Here is a 26,950-nt window from a genome sequence, read left to right as displayed (position 1 = left end):
GGGAATTTCGCCGCCGCGCCAATGGGGGGTATCTCTCCATGCGCAGAAACCTACCGGCGCTTCTGTAGGTCGCTCGCCGCCGTACGCGGAAGCCAGAGGCCAACCGGTACACCAACGTCGACTACCTACGAGAACAAAACGGGCAACGGGGCTCGCCCGTGCCCCCATGCTGCGTAACCACCTTCATAGCTGTCTTTTTCAATGCCTGATGCGCAACTTTGACGGCACAGGGAAGCCAGCGATAACGAAAAGTTCCCAGCTGGGAACTGCCCTGCGTCCATTTGCTCGAATTCTCCGAATCGGGCATACCTCCAGTAACGGAAAAACCGCGTAATTCGAAAAGTTGGCGTAGTTGGCGTGGCGTTAACAGCTTGTTAACCACAGTCGCTATCAATAGGCGCTGGGTGCAAGAGGAGAATCTGGGTGACGCGGCATCTAAGTAGCCTTCAGTTCATGAATACCTTTTCGACGAAACTCGAGAAGGCACTCAACAATCTTTCGCTGGCTCAGTATCCTCCTGATGCGATTCGTACGATGCGCAAATTCACTTCGACGGAAGTGGCAGCATTGCTAGGAGTGACCGAAGCTTACATACGGCAGGTCTCCTTAAAAGGGCAGGGACCTGAGCCAGAGACAACGACCACCGGAAAGCGCCTATATTCTGTGGAGCAGGTGCTGGACCTTCGGATGCACTTGGCGGAAAAGGCACGGAAGAAATGGATCAATCCTCGTCGTGTTAAAGGCGAGGATTGCCAGATCATCGCGATCACGAACTTCAAAGGTGGATCGTCCAAGACAGCGACCACTATTCACTTGGGTCATTGGTTGGCACTACGTGGATATCGCGTTCTCGCAGTCGACATGGATCCCCAGGCGTCGTTAACAAGTCTGCAAGGAGCGTTACCCGGATTTGACTACCGAGAAGGTGACACCCTTTACTCAGCGATTCGGTTTGACGATCCGGTGCCAACGGAAAAGATTATTCATCAGACGCATATCATCGGATTCGACGTCATCTGCGCCGGTCTTGAGCTGACAGAATTCGAAACGGCCGTCACCCTTGAGATGCGCAAGAGCGGTGGAACCAGTTTTCTGCTTCGAGTGTCACAGGCCCTCGAACAGATCGTCGATAGCTACGACATCGTTCTTCTCGACTGTGCGCCGTCACTCAATTTCCTGACACTTTCATCGCTCACTGCCGCTACCGGAGTCCTAATCCCAGTTCCAGCGCACATGCTCGATGTCGACTCCACAGGGAAGTTTTTGGAGCTGGCCGCATCTTATATGCAAATCCTGGATGAGGCTGGTGCAGGCGCACGTTGGGATTTCGCCAAATTCCTCATCACAAAGTTTGAGGCCAACGACCACCCGCAAGCCAACATGCAGGCCCTAATGCGCCAAGTGTTTGGCGAGGATTTACTTCTGAATTCAGTCTCCAAATCCACTGCGGTTGCGGACGCTCTCACTTGGAAGCAGAGCCTCTATGAAGTGCAACGATCGAGGTTTTCGGCACCTAAAACTTATGATCGTGCAATCGAATCGATCAATGCCGCGAACGCGGAAATAGAAAGCCTCATCACAATGGCATGGAGGCGAGAACAGTGAGCCGTAAAGATTCTAAGGGCATGTTTGCTGCTGTTTTGGGGCAACTCGGGGAGGACAATTCGGAGGAGGGCGTCAGCCGCCGCACGTCATCGCCGCACCTGATGAAGGTGGCGGCTGGTGTTCGCCAAATGCAAGAGCGTAGCGATATCGCGGACAAGTTACTGAAGTCAGGCGAACAGATCATTGAACTCGATCCCGACAAAATACGGCCGTCGTCTATCACCGATCGATATGATGACGCCTACGAGATTTCCGCCATTGCTGAGATCACTGAATCCATGCGGGAGCGCGGTCAAATTGTGCCTGGATTGGTTCGGCCAGTACAAGGCAAGGATGGCGAGTTTCAAATCGTCTATGGTCGCAGAAGATTAGCGGCAGCTAAGCAGCTTGGGATCGGATTCAAAGCGGCCGTCCGCGAGTTAACTGATGAACAAGCAGTCATTTTCCAAGGCGAAGAAAACACCGCTCGAGAGGATCTTTCATACATTGAGAAGTGCGCTTTTGCGCTTGCGCAGCAGGAAGCGGGATACAAACGGGACACCATCTGCGCTTCGCTGTCGACAGGAAAATCGCATGTGTCCGAGATGATCAAAATCGCCTCATCGGTCGACAAGGAGATACTGCAATCGATTGGTAAAGCTCCCGGGATTGGTCGAGGACGATGGCAGGAATTCTCGAACCGCTATTCCATAGACGGCTCACCCGCAAAAGCTTTCGATCTTGTTCGCAAAAACAAATTCCGCGAGGCAACGTCCGACGACAGGTTCATTATTCTGCTTGAGACGCTTCCATCGGATCATAATGCGATCAAAGAACCTGCGGGTCCGGCCAAGCCATCAAAGCCCAAGATTGCTATGAAATCCTGGGCTGCTCCAGACAAAACAGTCAGCGTCAGCCTCAAAGACAACGGAAAAACTACCATGATTGCCGTGGGAGAGGCTGAAGGATCGCGTTTCGCAGCGTTTATCGCCGGACAACTGGACGACCTGTTTGAGGCCTTTCGGAAGTCCATCACGAAACAAGGAGTCTGAAACCGCAAAAGAAAAAGGCCCCCGAACGGCAAGCCGTGGAAGCCTCTCTCTGAACTAAGCACTCTGAGAATCGCATCTCCACGAATCACTGTCAAGAGTCATTGGCGTCGTTTTGGCGAGCAGGTTTCTTTTGCCTAATCGAGGGTGAAAGAAAATGGAGACGACTATTGCAACGACGCCCTTTGGGCGGCGGCCGATGACGCTTGGCATGATTTCAAGCCAGGTCACCGCAAGGGCGGTGCCGAAGGACGCGACTGTTCACAAATGGCATGTCTTCCAGGATATCAAGGACGCCAGGATCGCTCTGGGGGCCACAGATCGCGCTTTGGCCATTCTCGACGCACTGTTGTCGTTCCATCCGGACACGGCGCTTTATGGCGACGGCGAGCTGATCGTCTGGCCATCCAACGAACAGCTGATCCGCCGCGCCAACGGAATGCCCCCAACGACCTTACGGCGGCACTTGGCCGTCTTGGTCGAGTGTGGATTGATCATCCGTCGGGACAGCCCAAACGGCAAGCGCTTCGCCCGGAAAGGGCAGGGGGGCGAGATCGAGCAAGCCTATGGCTTCGACATCTCGCCGATCGTCGCGCGCGCCGAGGAATTCAAGGAGCTGGCGGAAGCGGTCAGATACGAGAAGAAGGCCTTTCGTCTCGTTAAGGAGCGGCTAACCATATGCCGGCGTGACATCGTCAAGATGATCGACGCCGGGATTGAGGAGGGCGTGCCGGCGAATTGGGGCAGGGTCCAGCAGGCCTACCAGGCGATTGTCGGCCAGATACCACGCACCGCACCCAGACAGACCTTCGAAGCGATTGCCGAGGAGCTTGAAGGCCTTTGGGCTGAAGTGCGTGAAGCATTGGAATCATTTGTAAAAACACAGAAAATGGACGCCAATGAGTCCCGAAATGGACGCCACATACAGAATTCAAAACCAGACTCTAAACTTGAATCTGAAAGTGGCTTAGGAAATATAGATGAAGCGGGCGGCAACGTTGCGGACACCGACAACGTACGGAGCCTGCCGAAGCGCGAGCTGCCGCTAGGGATCGTGCTGGATGCCTGCCCGAACATGCTTTGGCTGGTAAAGGGCGGCGGCGGCATCCGCAATTGGCGTGAATTTCTGGCCGCGGCCGAGGTTGCCCGGCCGACCATGGGCATCAGCCCGAGCGCCTGGGAGGAAGCGCGAACGGCAATGGGTGAGCAGCAGGCGGCGATTACCATTGCTGCGATCTACCAGCGACAGGACCAGATCAACAGCGCCGGCGGATATTTGCGCAGCTTGACGGACCGGGCAAAGACCGGAAAGTTCTCGGTCTGGCCGATGGTGATGGCTTTGTTGCGGGCCAAGCTTGACGCGTCGAAGACGGTCGGAACCGGTTCAGGAACTGAAGCCGCTGCCGTCGATTTGGAGACGGCAGGCAAGGTTGTGCGCACCGAATCCCGGTTGGAAATCAGCGATGCCTTGCGACGCAGCCTCGACAGACCGGGGCGCGGATCATGATGAGGAGGGCGGGTTTTGATCCGCTCTATAAGCTTGAACGATCGCTGCAGCGCTTGTCGGGACGAGCGTCTTATGAGAGCATCGAAGGCATGAAGAACGAACACGACCGGGAACCGACGCCCGATGAAACCGCCGGAATGGTGTGGTGGAACTCACTTGCGGAATCCGATCGTGCGGCTTGGCTGGCGCGGGCTGACAGCGCGGTTCCAGCTGATGCCTGGGCCGTGTACAAGCGGCTCGGGGATCTTGAGCGTCAGCCACGGACCGTAAACTGAGGACCATTCTGTAACGGGATGACGTCCTTGTCCCTCGGTCAGCTCGCGGGTAGTTCGGCGACGAGACCAAGCCGGCGGGCTCGATCAAGCAGGTTCTTGACTGATGAGGCCGACCATTTAGCGCTCCCTCGTGGGGTTCGCTCATGCAGGCGCTCGAGCTGGCCAGCGATGTCGCGTAGCGATAGGTCTGGGTTGGACTGATCCCTGCCACAAGGGTCATCAGGCGATCTTCGGGAGGCTGAGGAGACGCCCTCTTTAGCAGGGTGGATCCGGCCAGGTGCTCGGTGACGAGCCACCTCACTGCCCGCCGCAGTCGTTCAGGCGTCCAGTCGAGGCCGCGCTGCTTCAGGACCCGAGCGATATCGTCCCAGTTGTGATCTGGTCGCATCCGGCGGACTGTCGGAAGCCACTGGTTCATCGTTGATTGTAGCCGTCGGCCATAGGCTGCCTTTTGCACCGCAGTCATCTTCGCCAGGGCTTCGGGCTTGCGCTCCCGGATACCAGGATTGCCAGGCAGCCGCCCCTTCGCTCGTGCGGCGATGATGCCGGCCTTGGTCCGCTCCGAAATCAGCGCACGCTCGAGCTGGGCAACGGCGCCGAGTACCTGTAGCGAAAACATGCCCTGTGGCGTCGACGTGTCGATTGGATCTCGGAGAGATCGGAAATGCGCGCCCTTCTCAGTCAGATCCTCGATCACCTGAAGAAGATGGCTGACCGAGCGCGCAAGGCGATCGAGACGCACAACGACCAGGACATCGCCGGCGCCGATATCGCTGATCAACCGCAATAGGCAGGGCGAGCTCTTGACGCACCGGATCCATGTTCCTGAACGACGACGTCGCAGCCGGCCGACCGCAGCTCAATCTCCTGCGCCTCCGTCGCTTGTTCGTCCGTCGACACGCGCGCGTAGCCGATTTGCCGGCCCTTTGGTCGACCGGAGCGTCGATCTTGCGCTTCACGGCCCATTTGCGGCGTCTCTCAGCATTGGGAAGGGCGCTTGTACAAACGCCGAAGATATCAATAAACGATCGTTTGTAAACGTTTCTAGTGACCCTTTTGCGTAGCTCCTACGGCTTCGATGAGCCTGAAAATCAACGTTTTCTAGCCTCCTGACCGCTCCAGGGCGTGGTGCTGTACAGTCCCGATATGCGGTCATTATCGATAGTGAGATTTGTGCGCAGAATCATCGCCTGTGACGGAAGTGAATGGGAATATAGCTTCCGGTACGCGAATCGGCTACAACAGAATCAATGGCTTACCAATTCACCGATCTGCCTCTGGACACCCTGATCGGGCCGCTCGCGCGCGCCGATGTCGGTTTTACTTCCCGATTTCAATTGAAGCGCTAAGGTGAAAATCCCACCCTGCCGGGCCGCTATTCGACGGCCGAAAACGGGGGGAGGGGGCTTTGCTACAGTCCCGACGCCTTGGTGAGATTGACGCGAAAGCGATCGCGCCGGCGCTGATACTTGCGGGTCATCTCCGCGCTGGTGTGACCAAGCTGCTTCTGGACGTAGCGCTCGTCGACCTCGGCAGAGGACGCCAGGCCGGCGCGCAGCGAATGGCCGGCAAACATCATTCCGCGTTCGCCTTCGGGCAGATCGCCGCGCACGCCCGCTGCCAGCGCGGTCCGCTTGACGAGGCGGGCGACCTCTTGGTCGTTGAGCCGATCGGCGCCGACGGCCTTGCCCTGGCCGATGACACGCCGGAACAGGGGACCGTGCGCGATGCGCGCCAGCTTGAGCCAGGTCTGCAGCGCCACCACAGGGCAGGTTGTGTCGGACGAGCCTCGCCCGATTTCGACCTCGCGCCAGCCGGTCTTGCCGCGCAGGCGCAACAGCATGCCCTTGTCGAGGATTTCGATCCAGCCGGAAGAATCCTCGGTCTGGTCGCGGCCGCAATCCAGGCCGACAACCTCGGAACGGCGCAGGCCGCCGGCAAAGCCGAGCAGCAGCATGGCCCGGTCGCGCAGGCCGCGCAGGGTGCCTCGCTCGAGCGTTTCCAGCATGGCGATCAGATCCTCGGGCATCACCGCCTCCTTCTGCCGGGGCGGGGCGGCGTGCTTGTTGCGGATGCCGGCCATGACCGTGGCGATATGGCGATCCTTCCTGTCCAGCGGCTGGCCACGCTGCGCATAGTTCCACGTCAGCGAGGAGAGCCTGCGTTCGATCGTCGAGACGGAATTGGGTTTCTTGTCGCCGGTCGCCTTTCCGGAGGCGCATGCGGTGATGTAGAGCCCGACAACCTGGGGATCGGGCGGAAACATCTCGACGCCTTGGCGCCGGCACCAGCTCGCAAACTGCTTCCAGTCCGAGGCGTAGGCGCGGCGGGTATTGGCCGAGCTCGCCGCTTCGACATAATCGCGGGCGCGATCAGCCAGCGCGTCGAGATGCGCCGGCAGGCGGGAATTGGCGACGGCCGGAAGAGGGGAGGGGGCTTCGGCCAGCGTCTCTTCAGGCGTTGCGCCCATCTCCATGACGACGTCGATGATGTCCGGCAGGTCGCCATCGGTCTCGGCCGACACCTGCGCGGTCGAAACATGATCCGCCGACCCTGCACTGTGGGACGGTCCGGAAGGTCGCTCGGCGTGATTTTTGGGCTTCTGCTCGATGAAAACCGTCATTCCTTATATAAAGACGAAAACGACGGATAACGCAATTTTATCACTCGTTTTATCCAATCGACAGGCGCGGCGTTTTTTACCCATTTTCGTTGCCAAAACCGCCGCCGTGATTCATCCTGCTGACGATGATTCTGCGCCCGAAATCCTCTCCGCGCCATCAAGGTCCGATGCTCGCCGCCGCAGCGGCCGCTCCCCCCGTCCCGCTGCCGGGATGGCTGCGCCGCGCCGTTCCCGACGCGCAAAGCCTTGCCGCGCAAGGGCCTGGGCCAAATGCCCTGGAGGACATCGCGATCACCGCCGGCGCCGCCATCGGCGCGCTCGACGCGGTGGTTCGTCGGCAGGAGCGATGGGCCGGCGCATGGCGGCAACGGCTGGCGCTCGCCGCCGCGGCGGTGGCGACCAGGCAGGCCGGGCGTGTCGAGGACGAAGCGGGTCTGCGCGATGCCGTGCTGCTCACGCGTCCGGGCGACGATGTTGGTCCGGCCGGCCGCATGCTGTTGGCCTGGCGCTGGCTGGCCACACTGCCCGCGGAGAAGCTTCTGACTGAAGCGAGCATCGCCGGCGTGCTCGAGGCCCTGGGTCTCGCTCGGGATGACGAGACGACGAACGACCTGACCGACGAGCTTCGGCAGCTTGCGGAGACGGAAGGTGCTGTCGGAATGCTGATCGGCGCCTTTGCGGCAGTCGAGCGGCGCGGCCTTCCAAGCACCATCGGATGCTGGTTCGCAGACGCCATGCTCGCGCAGCGGCTGGGCTGGAAGCACGCCGTGCCGCTGCTCGGTGGCGAAGCTGCCGGCGCAAATGGTTCCGATCGGCGGCGGCGCGCGGCGACCGTCCTTGCGCCGAGAGGCATCGAGGCGGTCCCCGAGCGCGCGAAGACTTTGCTCGCCGCGCAGGCGCGGGCGGCGTTACGCGCCGTCGACCAGTCAGCCGACATCGGGCGCTGGGCTGACCGCCTGATCGCCGTGGCGCCCGGTCTTCGCGCCCGAGGCGCAGACATCGTCGTCGATCGGCTTTTGTCGGACGACGCCATTGTGGCGTCGGCAAAGATTGCCGGCATGAGCGACCGCAGCCTGCGCCGCTTGTTCGAGCGGCTGGTCGAACTCGGCGCTGTCCGCGAACTTTCCGGCCGCCCGACTTTCCGCATCTACGGGCTGTGACGGCGATGGCGGAGAGTGCGGCGAGGCGACGAAAAAGTGAGCAAGGAGGCGAAGGCCTCTTCGACCGCGAGCTCGACCATCTGCCACCGGAGGCGCGCTGGCGTGAATGGATGAACCGCGTCGAGGCAACTATTTTTGCTGCCAGCGAGCCGGTCGGCCGCGAGACGCTGGCGCGGATCGTCGGCAAGACTTGCAGCATCGATCTTCTCATCGACGACATCCGCGAGGAGTTGCGTGGCCGGCCCTATGATCTGGTGGCGGTCGCCGGCGGCTGGAAGCATCTGACGCGGCCGGCCTATGCCGACGCCATCCGCAGTGCATTTGGCACGGCCACCGGCGGGAGCGGGCATGCCAAAGACCTCACGCAAACCGAAGTGCTGGTGCTGATGTGCATCGCCTACTTCCAGCCGATCACCCGCGCCGAACTGTCCTCCTTCTTCGGCAAGGAGATCAGCCGCGACCTGATCGGCAATCTGCGCAGCTTTGGCTTCATCGCCTCTGGCCCGCGCGCGCCGCAGCCGGGCGCCCCCTATACCTATGTCACCACCCAGGCGTTCCTGCTTGAGTTCGGGCTCGACACGCTGCGCGATCTTCCCGACTTCGGGGCGCTCGAGGACGCTGGCCTGCTCTCGAAGGAAAAGCTGCTGGCGGGCGACATCATGCCGGGGTTCGCCGATGACGGCGACCCTGGTGCCGTCATGGACGAATAGTACCCGCGCCAGGACTGCCACCGATCATCAGGGTTGTGGAACTCGGAGCCTGCGGTGACGCTTTGACGTGGTTCGATCACCGGCCACGCGCAGATAGGCCGTCAGCACGTCGGCAAGACCAGCACAGGGCTGTGGTGGGCACATGGATCTCGGCCTCGTCTGATGCTTGCCCAGGAAGTCGGCGAAGCGGGCAATCAATTCGTCATGGCCGCCCGCCGCCAAGATTATCCGACGCCGATGCGGCGGCGTCCTCGTGTGTCACAAGCCAGTCCAAACGTTTTGCCGCGAGCTGATTGAAGCAGCGAATGCGTGCGGCGGTCGAGACATTCGTAAGGGTTCCCCCCAGGCCGATATCGGCGACGACGGGTGCGCGTAGCACGCGCGAGACAACATCGATGGTTGCCGCCGAATCCGTTGCCGATTCCACCCGGCATATATCCGCGATCGCGCGTTCCAGCCGACGTGCGGCCGCGTTGACCCCTGCCTTTGGGGCAGCCCGCAGATCGAAGCCGCACCGTGCGCAGAAATGCTGAGGGACAAGCTCGACCTGGTCGAACGACACAATTGCGGTGCGGCAAGCGGGACATCGATCTCGAAGGCCGCAGCCATGCGCGGAGCAGGAGATTCGCGACGCCAGGCGCCACCGCCGCCGGAAATAGGGCGCCTCGTCGCTGGCGAGGCAGAGAGGACAATACTGCATCCAGCTCGAACGGTTCCGGTGGACGTTCTCGCGCAATGGCAGCAGGAGTGGCGTCAACGCCGGTTCAGTCATTGCCATTGCCGATATCGTTTCCTGACGAACGTTCGTCCGATCGGCCAGCAGGGCGGCTGCCTCCCGCGGAAGCTGGAGATTGAGACGCGGCGACCACATCCCTTCACCCAGCCCGAGGGCGCTGGCGAACGACCGCGGCGCGATGCCGTTCGCGAGGGCAAGGCGGTGGAGCCAGCTCGACAACAGCTCGTCCGGCTGCGGGTCAACGGAAACAGGCCACCGATCCCGAACGACATCCCTGTAACGCTCGCGGATCTCGATGGTCAAAGCGCCGCCGGTCACAGCAGTTCGTTGCGCAGCGGCGCCCGGCGGCGCTTCGAGACGGGAATGTAGTGTAGCGCCTCGAGGCCTGATTTCGTGATGCGCTCGGCGCCCAACCTTGCCGCGGCCACGGCCGCCGCGGTGACGATCGCCACGATCTCGCCGATCAAACCTTCGGAAAGCTGGAAAATCGTTCGTGCCAACGGTTCATCGGAGAGATCGGAAGCACGCGCGAGAGGCAACACGCCCTCGAGGCTGTCGAGGAGTGTCAGGAACTCTTCGCCGTATTGCCACCGCGGTACGGCCTGCAGCTCGAACCTGCTCGCCATCTCGCTGGTCTCGTTTATGAAATCGTAGACGGCGACCTCGCCGATCAGGACCGGGGAGATGTCGAACTGACGGCCGATCCGCCTGAGGAAGGCAAGAACCGCCTCGACGTCGCGAGCCCGGCCACGCAGGGCATTGTGGAATTCGTCGAAAATGAGGATCCTGGGCTTCAGGCTGCCAAGCAGATGATCGATCTGCTCAGCCTTGCGGCCGATATCCCGATTGTTGCCGACCGGCGCGCGCAGCGCCTGCAGAATGCTTCCATAAAAGTGCGCAAGGCCGGCCCCCTCGCGCGTCTGAACCACCCATACCCGCTGCCGCTCGGCGGCTCTCAGGCGTTCCACGGCAAATCGTTCCGCGATCATCGTCTTACCGTTGGCATAGGGTCCGACCAACATCAGCCCTCGCGTCCGCAACGCCGGCGGCCGGGCGAGCAACTCGGCAAGACGCTCATGCGCCTGCAGCGCCACCTGATGCCCGACCCATCGCGGCGCCAGGATGTAGGCGATCCGCTCTTCCATGCTTTGGTCGAGATACGGACGAACGTGGTCGAGCAAATGGTCCGCCACGTCACCAGTCCTCGACCGCCAGACGGCGCTTCTGGCGTACCGGATGCTCGGCGGGTGCCGGCGTCGCCGGGCGCATCGCCTCATAGGGTTTGGGCGCTTCGGCTGCGTGCGCCCGGCGGACCGCATTGCGCACGTCCGCCTTTGAAAGTTTCTGCCTGCCAGCGATTTCCGCAATCCGGCGGCGCAGCGTCACCTTCTCGACGTCCGACCGAGCGTTTGCGGCACGTCGGCAAACACGATCACCTTCATGTTCCCACAGTGTGATCGGTGTAGTGAGCCCGTCTCTTCTCGCCACCGGCCGGAACTCGCGTGTGTCGGGATCCCGGATGTAAATGTGGCTGATGTCGCGAGGGTCATATCTCATCTCGAGCCGGCCCAGACGGTCCCGCCGCGGGACGAGACTGCCTAGCCATGGTGAAAAATAGTCCAGCGCGAACATGCTGACGCCCTGCGGCGAGATGCGCCTCTCCGCCCCAGGCATGAATGCCAGCAGGACCCGCATGGGATCATCGTCGAAGCGGGGCAAATCGTGCGCCAGCCGGTTCCATTCTGTCGCCGGTACCTTCAAAGTCTTTGCGTTCTCCTGCAGATTATGATCGATCACGGCGAGCGCGACGCACCGCTCGAGATCGGCGAAGCTGAGACGGGCTCGCCGCTGCGCGGGGTATTCGTCACGGTCCGCCACGGATCGTCCCGTCGAGCCGGGTTGCGTCACAAGCACGGCGTTGAGCTTCCCGAGCAGCCTTTCGACGACGCCGCCCTGGTGGACGCGGCCGCGATCCCGGTAGCGGACCCGAATACCATAGTCGTCGCATCCACGTTGGAAGGCGTTCCCTTTGAACTCCTTGGCCGAGTCGGTGACGATTAATCGTGGTCGACCGAACATCGGCCAACCATGCTCGATGCCGCGCGCGGCCAACCACGCCTCCCTCGGACACATGGCGTGCGCCAGGCAGAGCGCGACCGATAGCCCCGACGGCTTCTCGAGGGTGAGGCAGATGCCGAGAATGCAGCGGGTCGCCACGTCGGTGACGATCGTGAGATATGCCCGGCCAATGAACGTTCCGCCTCCGTCGACGACCTCCACGAAGTTGATGTCGGTCGGCGTGTGATCGATCTGGCAGACATCCAGTGGTCGCGCCGCATGAATGTATCCTGGTCGCGGTTTGAGCCGCTGAAGGTGCTTTGGGTTTGCAGATCGCTTCTTCGCAATCTCCTCGGGGCTAAACAGCGTGGGTATGCGGCGGGCTACAGTAAGATAGGAAGGAGCTGCCAGGCCGGCCTCCTCGCAGCGAGCCCGGATCTCGGCCACCGCGGGAGCGAGCGGCGGCGCCTCCAGTACCAGCCACTGCTCTCGCAACGTTGTTGCGACGATCGTCTCGATGCCTTGATCAAGGCGCTTCTTGCGGCTGCCATCCAGCCGAGGCAGCAGCGACGTCACAGTTCGATCGATGCGATAGCGCGCCAGCAGATTGTAAATCTGGCGGGTGGAGAGACGCAGCTCAGCCGAGGCTCGCTCGATTGCCGCCCGGCGCGGTCCAAGATCGTCGAGAATTTTGTCGAGCTCGCGCGCGACACGACGTGCCGCCAACCATGTTTCATCAGATCGCGATGAGGCAGGAGTGGCTTTTCGGTTGTGCATGGGGCGTGGCAAATCGAGCGTCAGTGAAATCGTTAGCGAAAAACTAAGCCCGTCCTAGCGCCCAAACCTAACCGGCATATGACGTTCGGGCGTTTGAAATCGGGAAGTAAAAGCGACAGCGACCGAAGCCTTGGCGCGGCTCGACGAGCGGCTGGCTCGTTCCCCCGTCCGCGACGGGTTTGTCGAGCGCCAGCATTTCGCCGACGCGGTCGCCGCACTGTGGCTCGACGGCGAGCTCGTCCATGGAGAAGACCTCGTCCTGCACGACGCCCATATGGACATCCGCACCCCGACCCACGAACTCACCCGGGCGCATGCCGTGCTGCGCGCCCGCCGCCGGATTTTTGCGCACAAGCCCGACTGGGCGCTGTCGCGCCCCGGCCTTTTGGTCCTGCGCGGCCGCGAAGGGCAGGGCGGCGACGGGTCGATCGCCGGGAATGCCGCCGCCTGGCCAGTCGACGCCACCGGCGACAGCCTTGCTGAAGACACCGGCCAGAAGGACGCTCTGGCCGAAGAACTGGCCGAGATCGACGCCGTGCTGGCCCGCTCCAGCCGGCTGCTGGCGGGCGAAAAGTTCGCGCCGCGCTCGGCGGACAACCCGGACGTCGACGCAGCAGGGCGGGGGACGAAAGCCCCGGAGACGGCTTCCTTTGATGGCTTCGGGCCGCTGATCCGCGACCTCGACTGGGACGAGGACCAGCGGCTGGCCGACTGGCTCGCCGTCGTCGACAAACTGCGCGGAGAAAACATGCCGGCCTTGCTTCAGGCGGCAATCGCCTGGGAGGCGTGGCAAGACATCGAACCGCTGCAGCACCAGCATTGGCTAGGCACGCTGTTGGGCGCCGCTCTGCTCCGCCAGACCGGCAAGGTCGGCTCGCATCTGTTTTGCCTCAATGCCGGATTGCGGATGGTTCCGCGCGAGCGGCGCAAGAGCCCGGTCCGCACCACCCGGCTGCTGGCGGTCCTCGGCGCTTTTGCAGAGGCGGCATCGGCCGGGCTCAAGGAACTCGACCGGCTGGCGCTGGCCAAAGGTCAGATGGAACGCCGGCTCAGGAAGCGGCGAAAAAACTCGAGCCTGCCGGCGCTGATCGACCTGGTCCTGGCGCGGCCGGTGGTGTCGGCCGGTCTGATCGCGGCGGAGCTCAAGGTCACGCAGCGTGCGGCGCTCGGCCTCGTTTCCGAGCTCGGCATCCGCGAAGTGACGGGCAGGGGGCGCTACAGGGCGTGGGGATTTGTGTGACGAAAGTCGCAAGATCAGCGGTGTGTGTGCCCTCCTCATGCAATCTTGGCAGGGGAAACTCACGTCGCGTTTTCCGTGCCCGCCCGTGGCGTGGCTCGGCATCGAGCCATCACCGCCGCAGAAAAGCATCCTCCGTTTCATCGCGTTTAGGCAGAGCGCTCCTTCCCCTTCCAAAACCTACCCAGACCAACGTCGTCGCCGTTGGATTGCGACCGTAGGCGTCTGCCGTCCTCGGAAACCCCAAACGATTCCGGCGCGACAGGTTTCCGCTGCCGATGCTCGTCAGTCCAGATCCGAAACGTACGGGAGCGGTAACTACTAACTGGCGGGATGCGTCTAACTCCCGATCGCAAAGAAGTACCCCCGTATCTAACTGCCGTTTTTCACGTCTTCCGCTGTATTTCTGATGAAACGCGAAGCAGTCTGATACATAATCAGCCGTCGGGAGGCGGGATGGCTAGAATCGTTCACATCAAGATTGAGAGCTTTCGCGGCATTCGCCTGTTGGAGTGGATTCCATCGCGGAGGGTCAATTGCCTCATCGGTCCCGGCGATTCGTGCAAGACGACAATTCTCGACGCCATCGAACTCGCGCTAACGCCACGCAGTTATCTGATCGCCGATGACTCGGACTTCTTCGATCTTGATGTCGAAAAGGCTGCAAAAATCACCGTCACGCTCGCCGGCCTGCCTGCTGAGTTCAAAGCGGATGATCGCTATGGCCTTCACCTTCGGGGCTGGAATGAGGATTTGCAGACGCTAGAAGATGAGCCGGGCGATGGCCTGGAAGACGCACTCTCTATTCGCGTGACCATCGATTCATCTCTTGAGCCGCGCTGGTCGCTCTTTAATGAGCGGATCGGCGACGCCGCAGAAGACCCGCCCGCCCTGCGATACAAGGATGCAAAAGCGCTGGTCCCTAGTCGACTTGGTTCTTATGCTGATCGTCATCTTGGCTGGGGGCGGCAATCAATTCTCACCAGATTCGAGGAGGCGCAATCGCCGGCAGCGGGAATCCTCGCAAAGATTGGACGCGACGCGAGATCGGCGTTCAGCAAAGAAAATCCGGACGTGTTCAAGGAGACCGTCGCCAAAGCCAAGGTCGCCGCCACGAAATTCGCTGTTCACATGCGCGGGGAGTATAAAGCCGAACTCGACATTCAAGGGCTCTCGATTTCTTCCGGGGGCATATCGCTGCACGATGATGGTCTTGCGCTGCGTAATCTCGGAACCGGCTCCTCGAGACTTGTGGTGTCAGCTCTTCAATATGACGGCGGAGACACGATCACCATCGTCGACGAGCTTGAACACGGGCTTGAGCCCCACCGGATCGCCCGCCTCGTCCGATATCTGAAAAAAGAAAGAAAGAACCCCGATACGCAAGTGTTCCTGACAAGCCACTCGCCCGTGGTCATTCGCGAAGCAGGGGCCGAGGACATACACACGGTTCGATCGAAAACGGGCACCGTGACCGTAAGCGCAGTAACACAAGCGGCTGTGGATTTGGATCAAGCGCAGCGCCACGTGCGGGCTTCGCCTGATGCGTTCCTGGCCGGAGAATTATCGTCGGCGAAGGCCGCACGGAACTTGGCCTGCTACGCGGGTTCGACGCGATGTGGACAGTCGCCGGGCGTGACTCTTTCGCGTTCCTTGGTGTCGCGGCCGTGGATGGAACCGGCAACTCATCGGCAACGGCACTGGCGCGGCATCTTCTCAAGCTCGGTTACGATGCGCTAGTCTTGCTCGATCGCGATGACCCTGCGCCGGAAGCGGCCGTTGCCGCTGTCAAAGCGATGGGCGGCCGCGTCGTGGAGTGGCCTGACGACTGCTCCACCGAAGAGCGCATGTTTCTCGATCTTCCCTGGCCGACTCTACAGGCCCTCGTCGCCTACGCCGAAGAGTGCGTCGGCAGTGAGGCGGTGCTCGCCCGAATAAACAACGTGATGGCGGAAAACGCACTTGCCGCTATTCCTGATCTCTCATTGCCAGACGGACTGGATACCGCCGGATTCCGGTGGACGCTCGGAAAAGCTGCGAAAGGCAAAAAGAACCAGAAGAAGCCCGGATGGTTCAAAGAGATTTCGCGCGGCGAACGCGTCGCCGAAATCGTCTTCGCGGCGCTGGTAAATATCCCGAACCAGCCCTTCGCCAAGGGAGTTGCAGACATCCGTGGGTGGGTGGATGGATGAGATACTCGAGGAGGCGGTAGCAGAATTGGCGGCGGGCATCGCGCGTGGCAGCGTGATTGCTGCCGCCGGGTGCGGCAAAACCGAGCAGATAGTGAATGCGACCCTAGTCTCCGCTGGCCGCCGTCTCATTCTCACCCACACCCATGCAGGCGTGGACGCGCTCCGCTGGCGCATGGACAAAAAACTTGTGCCGAAATCACGCTATCGGATCGAAACGATAGCCGGATGGTGTCTTCGATACGCCGCATCCTTCCCGGCACGATCGGGCATTCACATAGCAGCCCCTCGCACAGATGCGGACTGGCAATCGATATACGATGCCACGGTGAAGCTGCTTGACGCGGGGACGGTCACAAATGTTCTGCGCGCCTCTTACGGCGGGCTATTTGTCGATGAGTATCAGGATTGCACCCAATTCCAACACAAGGTCATCGACGCTCTCGCGCAGATACTTCCAACCTGCGTGTTCGGCGATCCGATGCAGGCGATATTCAGTTTTGGCGGCCAGGTCCCTGTCTCCTGGGATGCCGACGTATTTCCGTCTTTCCCGAAAATAACGGTGCTGCAAAAGCCGCACAGATGGTTGCGCGAAGGAAACAAGGAACTTGCCGACTGGCTGAGCGTCGTGAGGTTTAAGCTGGAGGCCGGCGAAAGCGTGGACCTGGAGCAGCGCCCGGCCTGCGTCGACTGGCAGGCGCTTCCCGCCGACGCCGCCTATCATCGCCCGAAGATTGTCGGCTCATGTAAAGCGCTCCTGGGGCCGGCTGCCAATGACGGCATCATTGTTATCGCAGACGCCAAGAACGCTGGCTCGCGCTCAGGGCTTGCGAAAATGCTCGGCGCCTCGGGCTTCACCAACATCGAGCCGGTGGAGTGCAAGACACTCGCGGCCGCTGTCCGCAACATCGGCAAGTCGAGTGGTGAGCAACGGCTCGAATTCGTCATGGGTTTCATCTCGGACTGCATGACCGGCGCGGAAGAAACGCCCTACCTGAAGGCCGTCGTATCGCACCGCCAGGGCGGCAAGTTGGGGCAAAAAAATTTCGGCGATCTTATCGCCACAGGAATCGCTACTGTCGAAAACGAAGACCTTGATTCCGTTCTGGCTCTTATGGAGGGCTTCCGGGATCGACCCGCGACCACGCTTTATCGCCGGGAAATGTATCACGCGATGGCGAGCGGTCTTCGGCTCGCGATCAATTCGCCAGGAAAATCGCTGAGCGATGCCATCTGGGACGTGCAAAACAGAATCAGGCATGTAGGACGCATCATTCCAAAACGAAGCATCGGCAGCACCCTTCTCGTAAAAGGGCTTCAATTCGATCGAGCGGTGATTGTCGCCAACGGCGCAATGAACGGCAAGGATTGGTACGTCGCTCTAACAAGAGCCAGCAAAGGCGTCACCATACTGTCCACCGCGCCGAAGATTCATCCCGCCGTTCAGGCAGCACTGTTGGGGGAGGCTGCGGAATGACCGGCAGCGGGAAGTGGGCGGAAAAGGCCGTGCCCCACAAAGGTTGGACCTGCGTGGATATCGAAGACCTCGGCTCGCCGTCCGAGACCTGCGAAATGTGCGAGATAACCGACATCCGCTACGTCCATTGCATGGAGCATCCGGACTGCCCCCAAGTCCTTCGTGTCGGCTGCGTCTGCGCGGGCAACATGGAGGAAAATCTTGAGCGGGCGGAACGCCGCGAAAAATCCATGAAAAGCGCCGCGAGGCGTCGTAAGGCATGGCCAGGCCGCAAGGCGTGGAAAGTTTCGCAAAAAGGGAATTGGTATATTTCCGAAGACGGCTACGTCGTTACGATCTTCCGAAAGAATGACAACTGGAGCGGCGTCATTAGCAACGACGCGCTCGGCATTAAGCACTTTGCCCGGCGGACATATCCGGACGCCACGGCGGCAAAGCTTGCCGCCTTCGATGCGCTCGTGCTGTTGAAAAGTCGAAATTGATTAGCCTGTTGGGCGCCCTGGTGTCGCTTGGCAGTTAATCGTGAGAATGCGGCCGTTTCGGTTAGTTTGGCAGCTAATTGCGTGTCGGCTGTCCCGCTCAATGTGCCCGAGTTGAACCGTCATCTGAGCACCGACTGTCCCACGCCGATATGCCTTCTCGACGGAGAGCCGTCAGCGTTCCGCGTTAGAAGTCGGTAATTGCCCTCAGCCGCTCGCTGAACATTTCGCTTCTACCAATGTCGATTGTAGCGGTTTGCAGCCAATTGCTGCATCCGGTGACTTGGTGCACTGCGTGCACTCCTTCGCTGTTTTTCATAGCGGCGTGATGAGGGTAGAGGAGTGTCAGCCGATCACATTTGTAGAGCTGACCATACGCCATCATTTGATACACGTCACCCTGGGACACGTCTTGCCTGGCATCATCCATACGGGCGGCGATCCGCTTCCATTTCGTGTCGATAATCTGCACGACCTCGTCGCCGCGCTTGACTAGGATGTCCGGCCGCGTCTGGAACAGGCCACGTCGATCTTCAGTTTCGAGGCAGTAGAGCCGTCCACCTTGGCTGACGACGCGGAGATCTGTGTCCACCAGCGCACGCTTCAACATTCGGGCGACATATTCCTCGAACAGGGTGTTCATCTCGAACAGCAGAGAGAAGCCGTCGCTGCAACCGGCAGAGGTCGTCTGGAACCGCTCACCAAGCAGCAGGCGAGCGAGATTGAGCAACTCGCGCCAGCGGCTGTTGGTCCGATCAAGCACGACCTCATCCCAGCGCAGGACCGAAATAGGCACATCCGCTATATCGGCATAGGCGAATGCCAACTCGCGCAGTCGGCGCTGGTTGTCGGCGGTCCGTGCGATGCGAACGAGCCGGGCAACAGCAGCCTTCATGATCCGGTTGAGGGCAATATCGGCGGTCAAGGAGTCATAGCGACAAGCCAGCCGCGATGGTTCGGCGGCGAGGATCGTGAACTGCCGCGTCACGTCGAGCCGTCCGCGCAGCACGGGCAGATCATCGGCATGTTCGACATAGCGCCGCGGCATACCCTGCCGAACAGCATCGACCAGCTTCTCAGAAAACAACCGGATCAGGATTTCGAGCAGCGTCTCTCGCTGCCAGTCTAGCGTCGTGACCTGGCCTGCATCGATCTTCAGGTCTAACGCGACGGCGAGCATGTGGACGAGACGACGGCGGATGCTGCCGGTCATCTCGGCGCCATTCTCGCCTGGAAAGTCGATCTTGGGCAATATTTCCATCGCACAGCCTTCGGCAGCAATCACGCCGACGACCCCTCTCGCACGAAGCTGCTTGCGTCCATGCTCAAGGACACCGCCGCCGCCCCGGCCAGCGAGCGGCGACGCCGCCGCAATCGCAGCGATACGATCGGCTGCTAGTACTGGGATTTCATCGGCCGCCTCGCCGTAGCGAATCGTTTGCCATTCGAGGATTGTGCGACGGATCATACAGCTGCGAAGTCGTCATACGAGAAGGCATCGCGGACGCTCCACCGATATCGGGGCGCGGCATCCTCATCGCTGCCGTTTCCCTTGGGTGGCTTTAGCCGACGCCGATCAATGAAACCACCCTCACGGTCGCCCTCGCTGTCGTGCCCGTCACCGAGGACTGCGGCGACCTTCGCCCAATCCTCATAGAAGTACTCGGCGAGCAACGGGATAACCTTGTGCCGCATCACCTCATCGACATCGGCGCGGGACTTGCAGTTGATGAAATAGGCGTGGCCGATCTGATGCTCACGATCAAAAAGATACTCGATGCGCTCGTTTATCGAGGCGAGTAGCATTCCAAGGTCAATGCCTTCAACCGTGTGGAGCAACGAAGCGTTCGGCATAAGTTCGCGAAACTCAAACCGGCGCCGGAGAGCGGTGTCGAGCAGCGCGATCGAGCGATCCGCGGTGTTCATCGTGCCAATGATATGGAGATTTGCCGGCACGCCGAACACATCACCCGAATAAGGCAGTCGAACCTTCAAGGCATTGGGTTGGCCAATGCGCTTGTCCGGTTCGAGCAACGTGATCAGCTCTCCGAATACCTTGGAGATATTGGCACGATTGATTTCGTCTATAATCAGCACAAACGGCTCGGGCGCGCCGGTGCCCGCGTCCTGCTGGCTGGCGATATAGCGTTCGAGCGCAGGTACGTTCAGGTCAGCGTCACTCAGCAGATAGATCGATTTCTGCGTGAAGTTGCGCGCATAGATCTCGCTCACGGGCACACCGGCGCGATCCACCCACAGCCACCGCACCGCGCGACGATGTGCGTAACCGCCTCCCTGGCGCGGAACGAACTGATAGTCTCCGGTCACCTCGCCGATTGCGCGGAACAGGCTGTTGCCCTTGGACACAACCACGATATCGCCGGGCTTGACCCAGTTGCGAAAGATGAACGGCATCTGGACTCGACCGCTCATGGCGTTGGGTTCGCCACCTTCGCGGACGCCTTGTGAGCGCACCGCCTCGATGATGGAGTCGCGATCAGCAAAGCGATCATCGCTCCAGTCGATATCCTCAAAGCCGAGCAGTGTGTATCCACTCGTGATCGCCTCCTCGAACAGATGGGCATCCTCGGGGTTGGCCGCCTCCCCAAGCGACATCTTGAATACTTGGCGACTTCCGATGGAGAACTCCACATCGCCTGGTCCCGTGCTTGTCTCCGCACGTCGCGCAATTCGGCGGAATACCCCTTGCTCAGGCTTCAGCTCGAAACCGGCGGCGCCATCTTCGCTCGCTTGCGTTGGCCGCAGCCCCTCGACGAAATCCTCATACGAAATCGATTGGTGAAAGGTGACGAACTCAATGCGACCGGCGTCCGACAAGCGACGATAGGCCGCCATCAGTTCTTCACGGCCTTCGGGCACTGGTTCGCCGCAAAGTCGGAGCGCCTCCGCTGCGGTAGCGAAGGTTTTGCCCGTACCCGGCGGCCCGAAAAAAATCAGATTCGTTGGTTGAGCCACGTGTTGGTCCATCTCATTTTGAGGGTCAGGTCGCTTGAACACATCGCGACTGAGGTTCATCGTTTGCGCAAGTTCACCCTGTGGTGGAACTCCAATTTGCTTGGCCATTGTCGGATCAAGCTCATAGCGGACAAGTTTTTGTTTTCCGTAGGCGAGATAGTTCACCGGGCCGCCTCGAAAGGATTTGATTCTTGCGGGCCGACCTTCGACGAGCATGGCGCGTGCAACTTCGGCAATGGTGTCGACCTCTAAGGCCTCGACCGTCTCGTTGCTCGCTCCCGGCGGTTTGATCCGGTAGGCCGAGTGGTCCGTTTGGCGGTTGTAGTGCTTGACCGGTCTGAACGCCTCCCCCATTGCGTCGAACAGGACAAATGGTCGGGCGCCATCCTCGTTGGCGTCCGAAGTGGCCGCTTGACCCAAGCGAAACCGGAAGACTGTCGCCGAACTTTGGTCCCTGCCAATCTGTTCGGGCGGCTCTACGTCGGCCATTTCTAAGAACTTTGGGCCAGTGATAGCTTGGCAGATGTTCGGCCATGCTTTGTTGAGGCCAAGCGCCTCATTGACGTCGTGGACCAACACATCGACCGCTTCTGCATCGCGTTCCCTTGCGGTTTCAATAAAGTGTTCAAGCACATACTGGCGGATACGATCGGCATCACGTTCTCCCCGCGGTTCACCGCTCAAGAATTGGCCGTATTGGCCGAGCCAAGATCGCCAGTTCGATAGTCGGTTATATGGCTTGTCCGACTTGGGCATCAGAATTTTATATTCGGTACCGCCGGCTGCGAAGTCCTCGCGCAGATCCTTCAGCCTCTGGCGCAGTTGTTCAAAGCGATCGGCCTTCCACGCGTCGTCGAGGTCGGCATCGGGCAAGCCGAGTGCTGCTAGATTGCTTTCGATCGTACGAACGGCATAGGCGCGAGTGTTACGTCCAGTCTCTGTTCTTGCGCCACCATCCTCGAGCCACGCTTTGAATGCCTCTTCCTTCACTTAACCCCCTCATCCGTCCCGCAAATGTAGTCTTTATCAGTCGGCTCCTCAGGCGCACCCTAAGAGCCGCCGAGCAAGCACGAAGATTGGCTGAGTGCAATAGCCTCACGAATCCTGTTCGGCGTTGACGCGGAAATGTTTTCAAAGCGGCCCGAAAGGCAGTTATTCAGGGGCTGCGTCCTGAGCCGGACCGACTGTTTTTTGGCGCGACCGAGCCGGCCGTCGCATTGGCTCGGATGATACTGCGATGGAGCGTTCTATGTCTCAATCGGGTGGATTCAGGATTCAGGACGGTCCCATCTATTCTAGTTAACCGCCATACCATGCCGGCGGAGCAACACGTCGCGAATGGACGGGTGGTCTGGGACTGCCCCTGCGTGAAACACCAGCCACGCAACAAGACCACTTTATCTACCAGTTGCGGTGACCTTTGCTTCCCGTTGCAGAAGGAAATCGAGCAACAAAGTTGCGGCCGTCAAAGCCTCTCTAATTCCCTCATCAGTGATGCGGCTGAAATCCGACGGAGCGTGCGAAACAGGCATGGTCAGCACTCTCGTGGAGCCCAGCGTCCGAAGCACCGCGTTGCTCAGCTTGGTCCTTGCGTCCGGCGTCAGATCAGCGTCCTCAATAGCGCGAGCCGAAGCACCGGGCCAGAACGACAGATCAACTGTGGCCTTCTTGATCTTCCAATCGATTGTCACTTTCGGCGGGAGAGCGCCTTTGAAGATGACCCAGCTTGAATTGCTTCCCTTCCCGGTCGGAGGTTTCATTTCCAAGGCAGGAAATTCACTGCTCGCAATACCGTAAATACGCTCCCACAGGGATGTCACTGCAGGCGCTTCGACAAGAATATACGAGGATCGGGCTCTTTCGATGGCTCGCCTGATCAGAGATGCTCGGTGCAGTGCCCGGGAGGTACCCTCCTGCTCGATTGCTGCGGCGATTTCTTCGTAAGGGACAATGGCATCAAATGCGGAGACGGAAGGAGTTAGACTTCCAACGTAGGACTTGGGCGCCACAAGCACACAGCGGGCGAAACCGTGGGAGCTTTCCAGCGCCTGCGTTCTTTCCCGATAACGTTCCGCCTGGCGAGGTTGGAAACAGGCATCTATTTTGTTCTCTATCAGAAGAACCCCTTTTTGCCCGTCTATCTCAATTGCCGTCAGCACATCAGTTTCACCGGATTCGTCAAACACCGATAGGCGGCAATCGACAAATCGCACGAAACCATACAAATCCAGCGCACGTGTGAATAGAGTTTGGACGCCCGAGTTGAATAGAAGTTCCTCCTGCAACAACACGTCGATGTCACGTTCGTAAAGGCGCGGGAGAATTTCGGACGCGGGCTGCGGCTTCATCTACAAACTCCCATTCAGAATTTCAGCCGGCCCAATCGCTTTCCCGCAGTAATCATCTGACCATCATCGCTGATGACAAGATAAGTGTTGAGGCGGTCGGACACCTTAGCATAGCTCCGCCCGAGCTCGGCCATGGCGCGAGATCGAGCCTTGCCGTCCATGAAATATACGTCGGCACCAAAGCGCCGCTTGCGGCGCCCATAGGCGAGGATTGCGTCGATGACTTCCGGCTTGATCCCCCGCTGCTGGCAGCGGGTTTCTGCATGGCGCGTATACATTGATCTCTCCTCCCTCCTTCGTCCCCTGGAAGATAGGAGAGGGGGGTGCCATTTCCTGTCATGCCGCTCGCTCTTTCGAAGTAACTGGGGGGCCTGAATCCATCTGACTCCCGCTGTATTCCCGCAGGGCGCAAAGCATGCTTACGAGCCGCATCTCGTGAACGTTGTTGCAGTGGACCTCCAGGAGCCGTGGATTCGCAAAAACCAAGGCAAGCACCTGCGCCCGCGATACCGCGACGTTGATCCGATTGAGGCTGAAGAGGAAATCGACCCCGCGCGGGATTTCATCCGCCGACGAAGTGGTCATGGATACCATGCAGACAGGAGCTTCCTGCCCTTGGAACTTGTCGACGGTTCCGATCCGGGAACCAAGGGGAAGCGATCCTCTCAGGGCATTCACCTGCGCGTTGTAGGGCGCAACGATCAGGATGTCTTGAAGCGTCAGGCTTCTTTCTTTGCCATCACGATCGCGGAACCTGACTCCGATGAGGCGATCCATTTCGCGGCGGATACCATCGATTTCCTCGACAGCGACCTGTCTGTTACCAGTGTGCTGAACTTCCACAAGGTGAACACCTGAGGATCGATTGGCATCTGAGATGATCGCTTGTCTGGCGGCGCCTTCATCTGACGCGAGCCGGGTCTCATAAATGATGTCGGATATGAACCGGCACACAGCGGGATGCATCCGGCGTGATATTGGCAAGAAAATGCCCATGTCGGCCGGAACAGTGTTATGCCCGGCGAGCAGATACTCGAGCGATGACAGCCCACTTTCTCCAGGATGCGAACCCTGAATCGGCTGAGGCAACTGCATAGGATCGCCAACCAGCACGATGTTTTTGGCACAGGTGCCCATTGCAACGATGTTCGCCACCGAAACCTGGCCAGCCTCGTCGACAAACAGATAGTCGAAAGCCTGTTGGAATTCTGGCCTCGAGAGCAGCCAAGCCGTCCCGCCCACCACTGAGGCCGTGATCAACTGACTGTCTTCATTTTTGGACGTGACGTAGATGGAACCATACGGATCGTGGAAGCCGTCTCCCCCCTTCTTTGCTATGGCGACCGATGTGCCGGCTTCGTTTGCTCTGTCGACCACCGCACACAGCAGATTGTCGATGGCCTTGTGGCTGTTGGAAGCGACCGCATCCGCTTCCCTCGCTTGACCAAATCCAGGATAGCGCAGGAACTGACGTAAGTCTTTCCAGTGCCAGGTGGTCCCTGGACGGCCACTGTACTGCGATCGAGGTCACGGACTGCGGTGATGACTTCCGGAACGACATCTGAAGACTGATCGATGATGTTCGGCTGTCTACCATGGCTCAGGAAGCGAGGTCTGCAACGCTGCAAGAAATCCAGGATTGCCGGGAACTGCCGATCATCCCGAATGATTGAGGCCACCGCGCGTTGAATGGCGCCTTCGATGGTCCGGGTATCCAGCGGTCCCGCAGGAACCAGGCACGTCGATTCGGGTGCATCGTCGTAGCGGTTTATTGAAAACTGCACGACCGCGCGATTGCTAGTTCGATCGATCTCGATCAGCTTCGCGGAAGACGGCAGGCCGTCCACCTCGATATGGCAATCTCCCACGTCGATCTTCGTCTCCTGCGCCGGAAACTCATAGGTGCGCTGCCAGTACCTGCCGGCGACAGACGTTGCCGAGACAGCCTCCAGCCCGCCGAGGCAGTCGAGATCATCCACCAGTTCATCCGCCTCCCTCCCTATCTTGTCAAAGATCGACCACCAGGCCGGCTTCTTTTCTCGCGGGTGGAAGTAGCTCAGATCAAACAGCAAGTCGGCCAGCCGATCCCCTAGTTGGGCACGAACTGGCTGCAGCCTTTCCCGCAGTTCGTCCGCGGCTGCTTGCTCGGCAGCAACTCTCCCAAGATTGCAGCCGGCGCCTTCGGCCGCCCCTCCTCGATCCCGCCATTCCATGTTTGGGGGACGCACCTCGGCTATTAACCAGTCGCGGAGCAGCTGTGTGGAGATGCAGTCAACCCGGTTGTAGTCGCGGATTTCATCGAGAATGCTTTGGTCGCCCGTCTCGCGCCATTTTTCGTAGGCGACTACGCTGCCACCGGCAGTCTTCACCTCCCCGGTGCGTGCTTCCATGTAGAAAACTTCCAGATTCTTGAGCGAGTAGCGCGGTTCCGACGCAATCAGACCTGCCGAGACCACGCTGTAGAGATCGACGAACCTGTTCTCCCTGAGCATCTGATCCAGCAGCGCCTCGCCTACGCCATGACTGCTGGTGAGCTGGCGCAGGGCCGAAACCTCGTACGCGGCGTAGTGATAGATGTGTGCTCTCGGGAACCGCTTCAGACGGTCCTCGAACAAGACCATCAGCTGCCGCAGCGCCTCTTTCTCTTCCGTGCGATTGTGCGCCCAGAAATCTCGAAACTCTCCACTGCCTCCACTGCCTAACCAGACCCCATGGAGATATTCCAGCCCGTCCTCGTAGAAGGGGTCGCCTTCGATGTCATAGAACAGGTCTCCTGCATCGGGCTTCGGAAGCAGAGCTAGGCCCCGGCTAGGGTCGAACGGCTTAAGTTCGAACGAAGGCCGCCCTCCGGCCCGCCGCGCTGTCTGCAGACGAGCCTGGGTTCGCAACCTGCTCAGCGTCGTCTCCGCTAGCTTCGGGACTCCTTCATTGTGCCGCCCAAGGGCAGCCATTGTCGTCACGCCAGCTGCAATCAGCTTGCTCCGCTGGCTCCTGGAGATGCCGGCCACAAGGGCAAGGCTGTCCGACTCCTCCCAATGCGTCTGGCAAACCTCGCGCCAGCGGCACAGATCGCACATCTTCACCGGATCGGGAGAGGTCACGGGCGGATCGGCTACAAAACGTTCCAGCCGGGATCGTGCATGGCGAGCATATGCCGCATATCCCAATAGCCTGAAGGAGAAACGCTCACCGTTCCCCAGCTCAATGTGGGCATATTCCGGTTGAAGACCCTGGGCCTCAGCCAAAAGATCCGAATACAGCACAAGCTGCAGAATGTGTTTCGGGTCCGGCTTCCGTTTCAGCTTGGTATCGACGACCTCATAGGAATAGGCGCCCAGCAACGATGGCTTATTGACCTTGATGAGAAAATCGGACCACCCGCCCCAGGGCAGCCCGAAAAACGCGCCCTGGAAGAGGACATCCGCGCCGGCAAAAAGCGCCGCACGCGTTTCTTTGGCAGCGGCTGGCAAATCCATGTCGCGGCCGAACTCGATAACGCGATGGCCTTCTGCACGCAGCTTGGCAAGAAACTTCGCTTCGTGGGCGTCGCCCTGCTTCTGGAGGATCTTGGCATCCTCCGTGTCCTCGGCGGGGAGAAGAGGTTCCCCCTTCGCGTATCTGAGATCCATCGCGGTCGCATGATTACAGCCCATGAACCGCATCAGGTCTGATGCGGAAAGCAAAATCTCCGAGCCTTCCAGTTTCATTTCACTCCCCCACCCAACTCATAATAGAACCGTAAGCACTGATCGTGACAATAGCTGT

At 60.0% G+C, this 26,950-nt stretch carries 21 protein-coding genes and 1 pseudogene; 11 read left to right on the top strand and 11 right to left on the bottom strand.

Annotated elements, in window-relative coordinates:
- The first annotated feature begins 423 nt into the window (after positions 1-423).
- From repA to NKH90_RS20495, 4 genes are all read left to right on the top strand, one after another.
- Complete coding sequence (gene repA, locus NKH90_RS20510; RefSeq protein WP_024927411.1) at positions 424-1,605, top strand: plasmid partitioning protein RepA; 1,182 nt, start codon at positions 424-426, stop codon at positions 1,603-1,605.
- A complete protein-coding gene (gene repB, locus NKH90_RS20505) occupies positions 1,602-2,636 on the top strand; it encodes a plasmid partitioning protein RepB (RefSeq protein ID WP_352706549.1) in 1,035 nt (344 codons plus the stop codon). The genes repA and repB overlap by 4 nt, the downstream gene beginning before the upstream one ends.
- Before the next feature lie 154 nt (positions 2,637-2,790).
- The gene (gene repC / locus NKH90_RS20500; RefSeq protein ID WP_352820622.1) at positions 2,791-4,140 is read left to right on the top strand and encodes a plasmid replication protein RepC; all 1,350 of its coding nucleotides are present in this window, start codon (positions 2,791-2,793) and stop codon (positions 4,138-4,140) included.
- Positions 4,137-4,415: a hypothetical protein gene (locus tag NKH90_RS20495; protein ID WP_352706546.1), complete on the top strand. Its 279-nt coding sequence runs from the start codon at positions 4,137-4,139 to the stop codon at positions 4,413-4,415. The genes repC and NKH90_RS20495 overlap by 4 nt, the downstream gene beginning before the upstream one ends.
- 38 nt (positions 4,416-4,453) lie before the next feature.
- Here NKH90_RS20495 and NKH90_RS20490 read toward each other — a convergent pair.
- Both NKH90_RS20490 and NKH90_RS20485 read right to left on the bottom strand, forming a co-directional pair.
- Positions 4,454-5,381 (bottom strand): annotated as a pseudogene (locus tag NKH90_RS20490) (recombinase family protein).
- A gap of 445 nt (positions 5,382-5,826) precedes the next feature.
- Positions 5,827-7,038: a site-specific integrase gene (locus NKH90_RS20485; RefSeq protein WP_352820621.1), complete on the bottom strand. Its 1,212-nt coding sequence runs from the start codon at positions 7,036-7,038 to the stop codon at positions 5,827-5,829.
- Between the two features lie 167 nt (positions 7,039-7,205).
- Between NKH90_RS20485 and NKH90_RS20480 the strand changes: the two genes are divergently transcribed.
- Together NKH90_RS20480 and scpB are read left to right on the top strand one after the other, a co-directional pair.
- Positions 7,206-8,198: a DUF1403 family protein gene (locus NKH90_RS20480; RefSeq protein WP_352816348.1), complete on the top strand. Its 993-nt coding sequence runs from the start codon at positions 7,206-7,208 to the stop codon at positions 8,196-8,198.
- Positions 8,199-8,203: 5 nt separating this feature from the next.
- On the top strand, positions 8,204-8,908 hold the full coding sequence (gene scpB / locus NKH90_RS20475; RefSeq protein ID WP_352615659.1) for an SMC-Scp complex subunit ScpB: 705 nt from the start codon (positions 8,204-8,206) through the stop codon (positions 8,906-8,908).
- Between the two features lie 202 nt (positions 8,909-9,110).
- On the opposite strand, the gene NKH90_RS20470 is transcribed toward scpB, so the two are convergent.
- From NKH90_RS20470 to NKH90_RS20460, 3 genes are read right to left on the bottom strand one after another with little or no spacing between them, the layout of a single operon-like run.
- Positions 9,111-9,947: a TniQ family protein gene (locus tag NKH90_RS20470; protein WP_352820619.1), complete on the bottom strand. Its 837-nt coding sequence runs from the start codon at positions 9,945-9,947 to the stop codon at positions 9,111-9,113.
- Between the two features lie 11 nt (positions 9,948-9,958).
- Positions 9,959-10,837 (bottom strand): TniB family NTP-binding protein, encoded by an 879-nt coding sequence (locus NKH90_RS20465; protein ID WP_352706537.1) that lies wholly within the window; start codon positions 10,835-10,837, stop codon positions 9,959-9,961.
- A 1-nt stretch (position 10,838) separates the two neighbouring features.
- Entirely contained in the window at positions 10,839-12,479 is a 1,641-nt protein-coding gene (locus NKH90_RS20460) for a TnsB C-terminal domain-containing protein (RefSeq protein ID WP_352785638.1), read from the bottom strand.
- 130 nt (positions 12,480-12,609) lie between these two features.
- On the opposite strand from NKH90_RS20460, the gene NKH90_RS20455 reads away from it, so the two are divergent.
- From NKH90_RS20455 to NKH90_RS20435, 5 genes are all read left to right on the top strand, one after another.
- On the top strand, positions 12,610-13,719 hold the full coding sequence (locus NKH90_RS20455) for an RHE_PE00001 family protein (protein WP_352820617.1): 1,110 nt from the start codon (positions 12,610-12,612) through the stop codon (positions 13,717-13,719).
- 453 nt (positions 13,720-14,172) lie between these two features.
- Positions 14,173-15,456: an ATP-dependent nuclease gene (locus NKH90_RS20450; protein WP_352820615.1), complete on the top strand. Its 1,284-nt coding sequence runs from the start codon at positions 14,173-14,175 to the stop codon at positions 15,454-15,456.
- 2 nt (positions 15,457-15,458) lie between these two features.
- Positions 15,459-15,908: a hypothetical protein gene (locus NKH90_RS20445; protein WP_352820613.1), complete on the top strand. Its 450-nt coding sequence runs from the start codon at positions 15,459-15,461 to the stop codon at positions 15,906-15,908.
- Complete coding sequence (locus NKH90_RS20440; RefSeq protein WP_352820611.1) at positions 15,901-17,382, top strand: UvrD-helicase domain-containing protein; 1,482 nt, start codon at positions 15,901-15,903, stop codon at positions 17,380-17,382. Before NKH90_RS20445 ends, NKH90_RS20440 begins: the two co-directional genes overlap by 8 nt.
- The gene (locus NKH90_RS20435) at positions 17,379-17,864 is read left to right on the top strand and encodes a hypothetical protein (protein ID WP_352820608.1); all 486 of its coding nucleotides are present in this window, start codon (positions 17,379-17,381) and stop codon (positions 17,862-17,864) included. The genes NKH90_RS20440 and NKH90_RS20435 overlap by 4 nt, the downstream gene beginning before the upstream one ends.
- Positions 17,865-18,048: 184 nt before the next feature.
- On the opposite strand, the gene NKH90_RS20430 is transcribed toward NKH90_RS20435, so the two are convergent.
- The 6 genes from NKH90_RS20430 to NKH90_RS20405 form a co-directional block, all read right to left on the bottom strand.
- On the bottom strand, positions 18,049-19,329 hold the full coding sequence (locus NKH90_RS20430; protein ID WP_352820606.1) for an McrC family protein: 1,281 nt from the start codon (positions 19,327-19,329) through the stop codon (positions 18,049-18,051).
- Positions 19,326-21,827: a DUF8426 domain-containing protein gene (locus NKH90_RS20425; RefSeq protein WP_352820604.1), complete on the bottom strand. Its 2,502-nt coding sequence runs from the start codon at positions 21,825-21,827 to the stop codon at positions 19,326-19,328. Before NKH90_RS20425 ends, NKH90_RS20430 begins: the two co-directional genes overlap by 4 nt.
- Positions 21,828-22,234: 407 nt before the next feature.
- Entirely contained in the window at positions 22,235-23,185 is a 951-nt protein-coding gene (locus tag NKH90_RS20420; RefSeq protein ID WP_352820602.1) for a hypothetical protein, read from the bottom strand.
- Between the two features lie 14 nt (positions 23,186-23,199).
- The gene (locus NKH90_RS20415) at positions 23,200-23,463 is read right to left on the bottom strand and encodes a DUF4258 domain-containing protein (RefSeq protein WP_214473384.1); all 264 of its coding nucleotides are present in this window, start codon (positions 23,461-23,463) and stop codon (positions 23,200-23,202) included.
- A gap of 58 nt (positions 23,464-23,521) precedes the next feature.
- Positions 23,522-24,562 carry a DEAD/DEAH box helicase gene (locus NKH90_RS20410; RefSeq protein ID WP_352820601.1) on the bottom strand — a complete coding sequence of 347 codons (1,041 nt, stop codon included), beginning with the start codon at positions 24,560-24,562 and terminating at the stop codon, positions 23,522-23,524.
- A complete protein-coding gene (locus NKH90_RS20405; protein ID WP_352820599.1) occupies positions 24,520-26,892 on the bottom strand; it encodes a TM0106 family RecB-like putative nuclease in 2,373 nt (790 codons plus the stop codon). Before NKH90_RS20405 ends, NKH90_RS20410 begins: the two co-directional genes overlap by 43 nt.
- Between the last annotated feature and the right edge of the window lie 58 nt (positions 26,893-26,950).

This window comes from Mesorhizobium sp. M0898 (assembly GCF_040319695.1).
Classification (GTDB): Bacteria; Pseudomonadota; Alphaproteobacteria; order Rhizobiales; family Rhizobiaceae; genus Mesorhizobium.
The sequence above is the reverse complement of the archived record's forward strand: the minus strand, read 5'-3'. Positions and strand labels throughout refer to the sequence as shown.

What these genes read in the sequence shown, in the direction of transcription:
- repC (WP_352820622.1), top strand. Translation starts at nt 2,791, where the DNA reads ATGGAGACGACTATTGCAACGACGCCCTTTGGGCGGCGGCCGATGACG.
- NKH90_RS20430 (WP_352820606.1), bottom strand. Translation starts at nt 19,329, where the DNA reads ATGATCCGTCGCACAATCCTCGAATGGCAAACGATTCGCTACGGCGAG.
- NKH90_RS20420 (WP_352820602.1), bottom strand. Translation starts at nt 23,185, where the DNA reads ATGAAGCCGCAGCCCGCGTCCGAAATTCTCCCGCGCCTTTACGAACGT.
- NKH90_RS20460 (WP_352785638.1), bottom strand. Translation starts at nt 12,479, where the DNA reads ATGCACAACCGAAAAGCCACTCCTGCCTCATCGCGATCTGATGAAACA.
- NKH90_RS20440 (WP_352820611.1), top strand. Translation starts at nt 15,901, where the DNA reads ATGGATGAGATACTCGAGGAGGCGGTAGCAGAATTGGCGGCGGGCATC.
- NKH90_RS20480 (WP_352816348.1), top strand. Translation starts at nt 7,206, where the DNA reads ATGCTCGCCGCCGCAGCGGCCGCTCCCCCCGTCCCGCTGCCGGGATGG.
- NKH90_RS20415 (WP_214473384.1), bottom strand. Translation starts at nt 23,463, where the DNA reads ATGTATACGCGCCATGCAGAAACCCGCTGCCAGCAGCGGGGGATCAAG.
- NKH90_RS20450 (WP_352820615.1), top strand. Translation starts at nt 14,173, where the DNA reads ATGGCTAGAATCGTTCACATCAAGATTGAGAGCTTTCGCGGCATTCGC.
- NKH90_RS20405 (WP_352820599.1), bottom strand. Translation starts at nt 26,892, where the DNA reads ATGAAACTGGAAGGCTCGGAGATTTTGCTTTCCGCATCAGACCTGATG.
- NKH90_RS20435 (WP_352820608.1), top strand. Translation starts at nt 17,379, where the DNA reads ATGACCGGCAGCGGGAAGTGGGCGGAAAAGGCCGTGCCCCACAAAGGT.
- scpB (WP_352615659.1), top strand. Translation starts at nt 8,204, where the DNA reads ATGGCGGAGAGTGCGGCGAGGCGACGAAAAAGTGAGCAAGGAGGCGAA.
- NKH90_RS20485 (WP_352820621.1), bottom strand. Translation starts at nt 7,038, where the DNA reads ATGACGGTTTTCATCGAGCAGAAGCCCAAAAATCACGCCGAGCGACCT.
- NKH90_RS20495 (WP_352706546.1), top strand. Translation starts at nt 4,137, where the DNA reads ATGATGAGGAGGGCGGGTTTTGATCCGCTCTATAAGCTTGAACGATCG.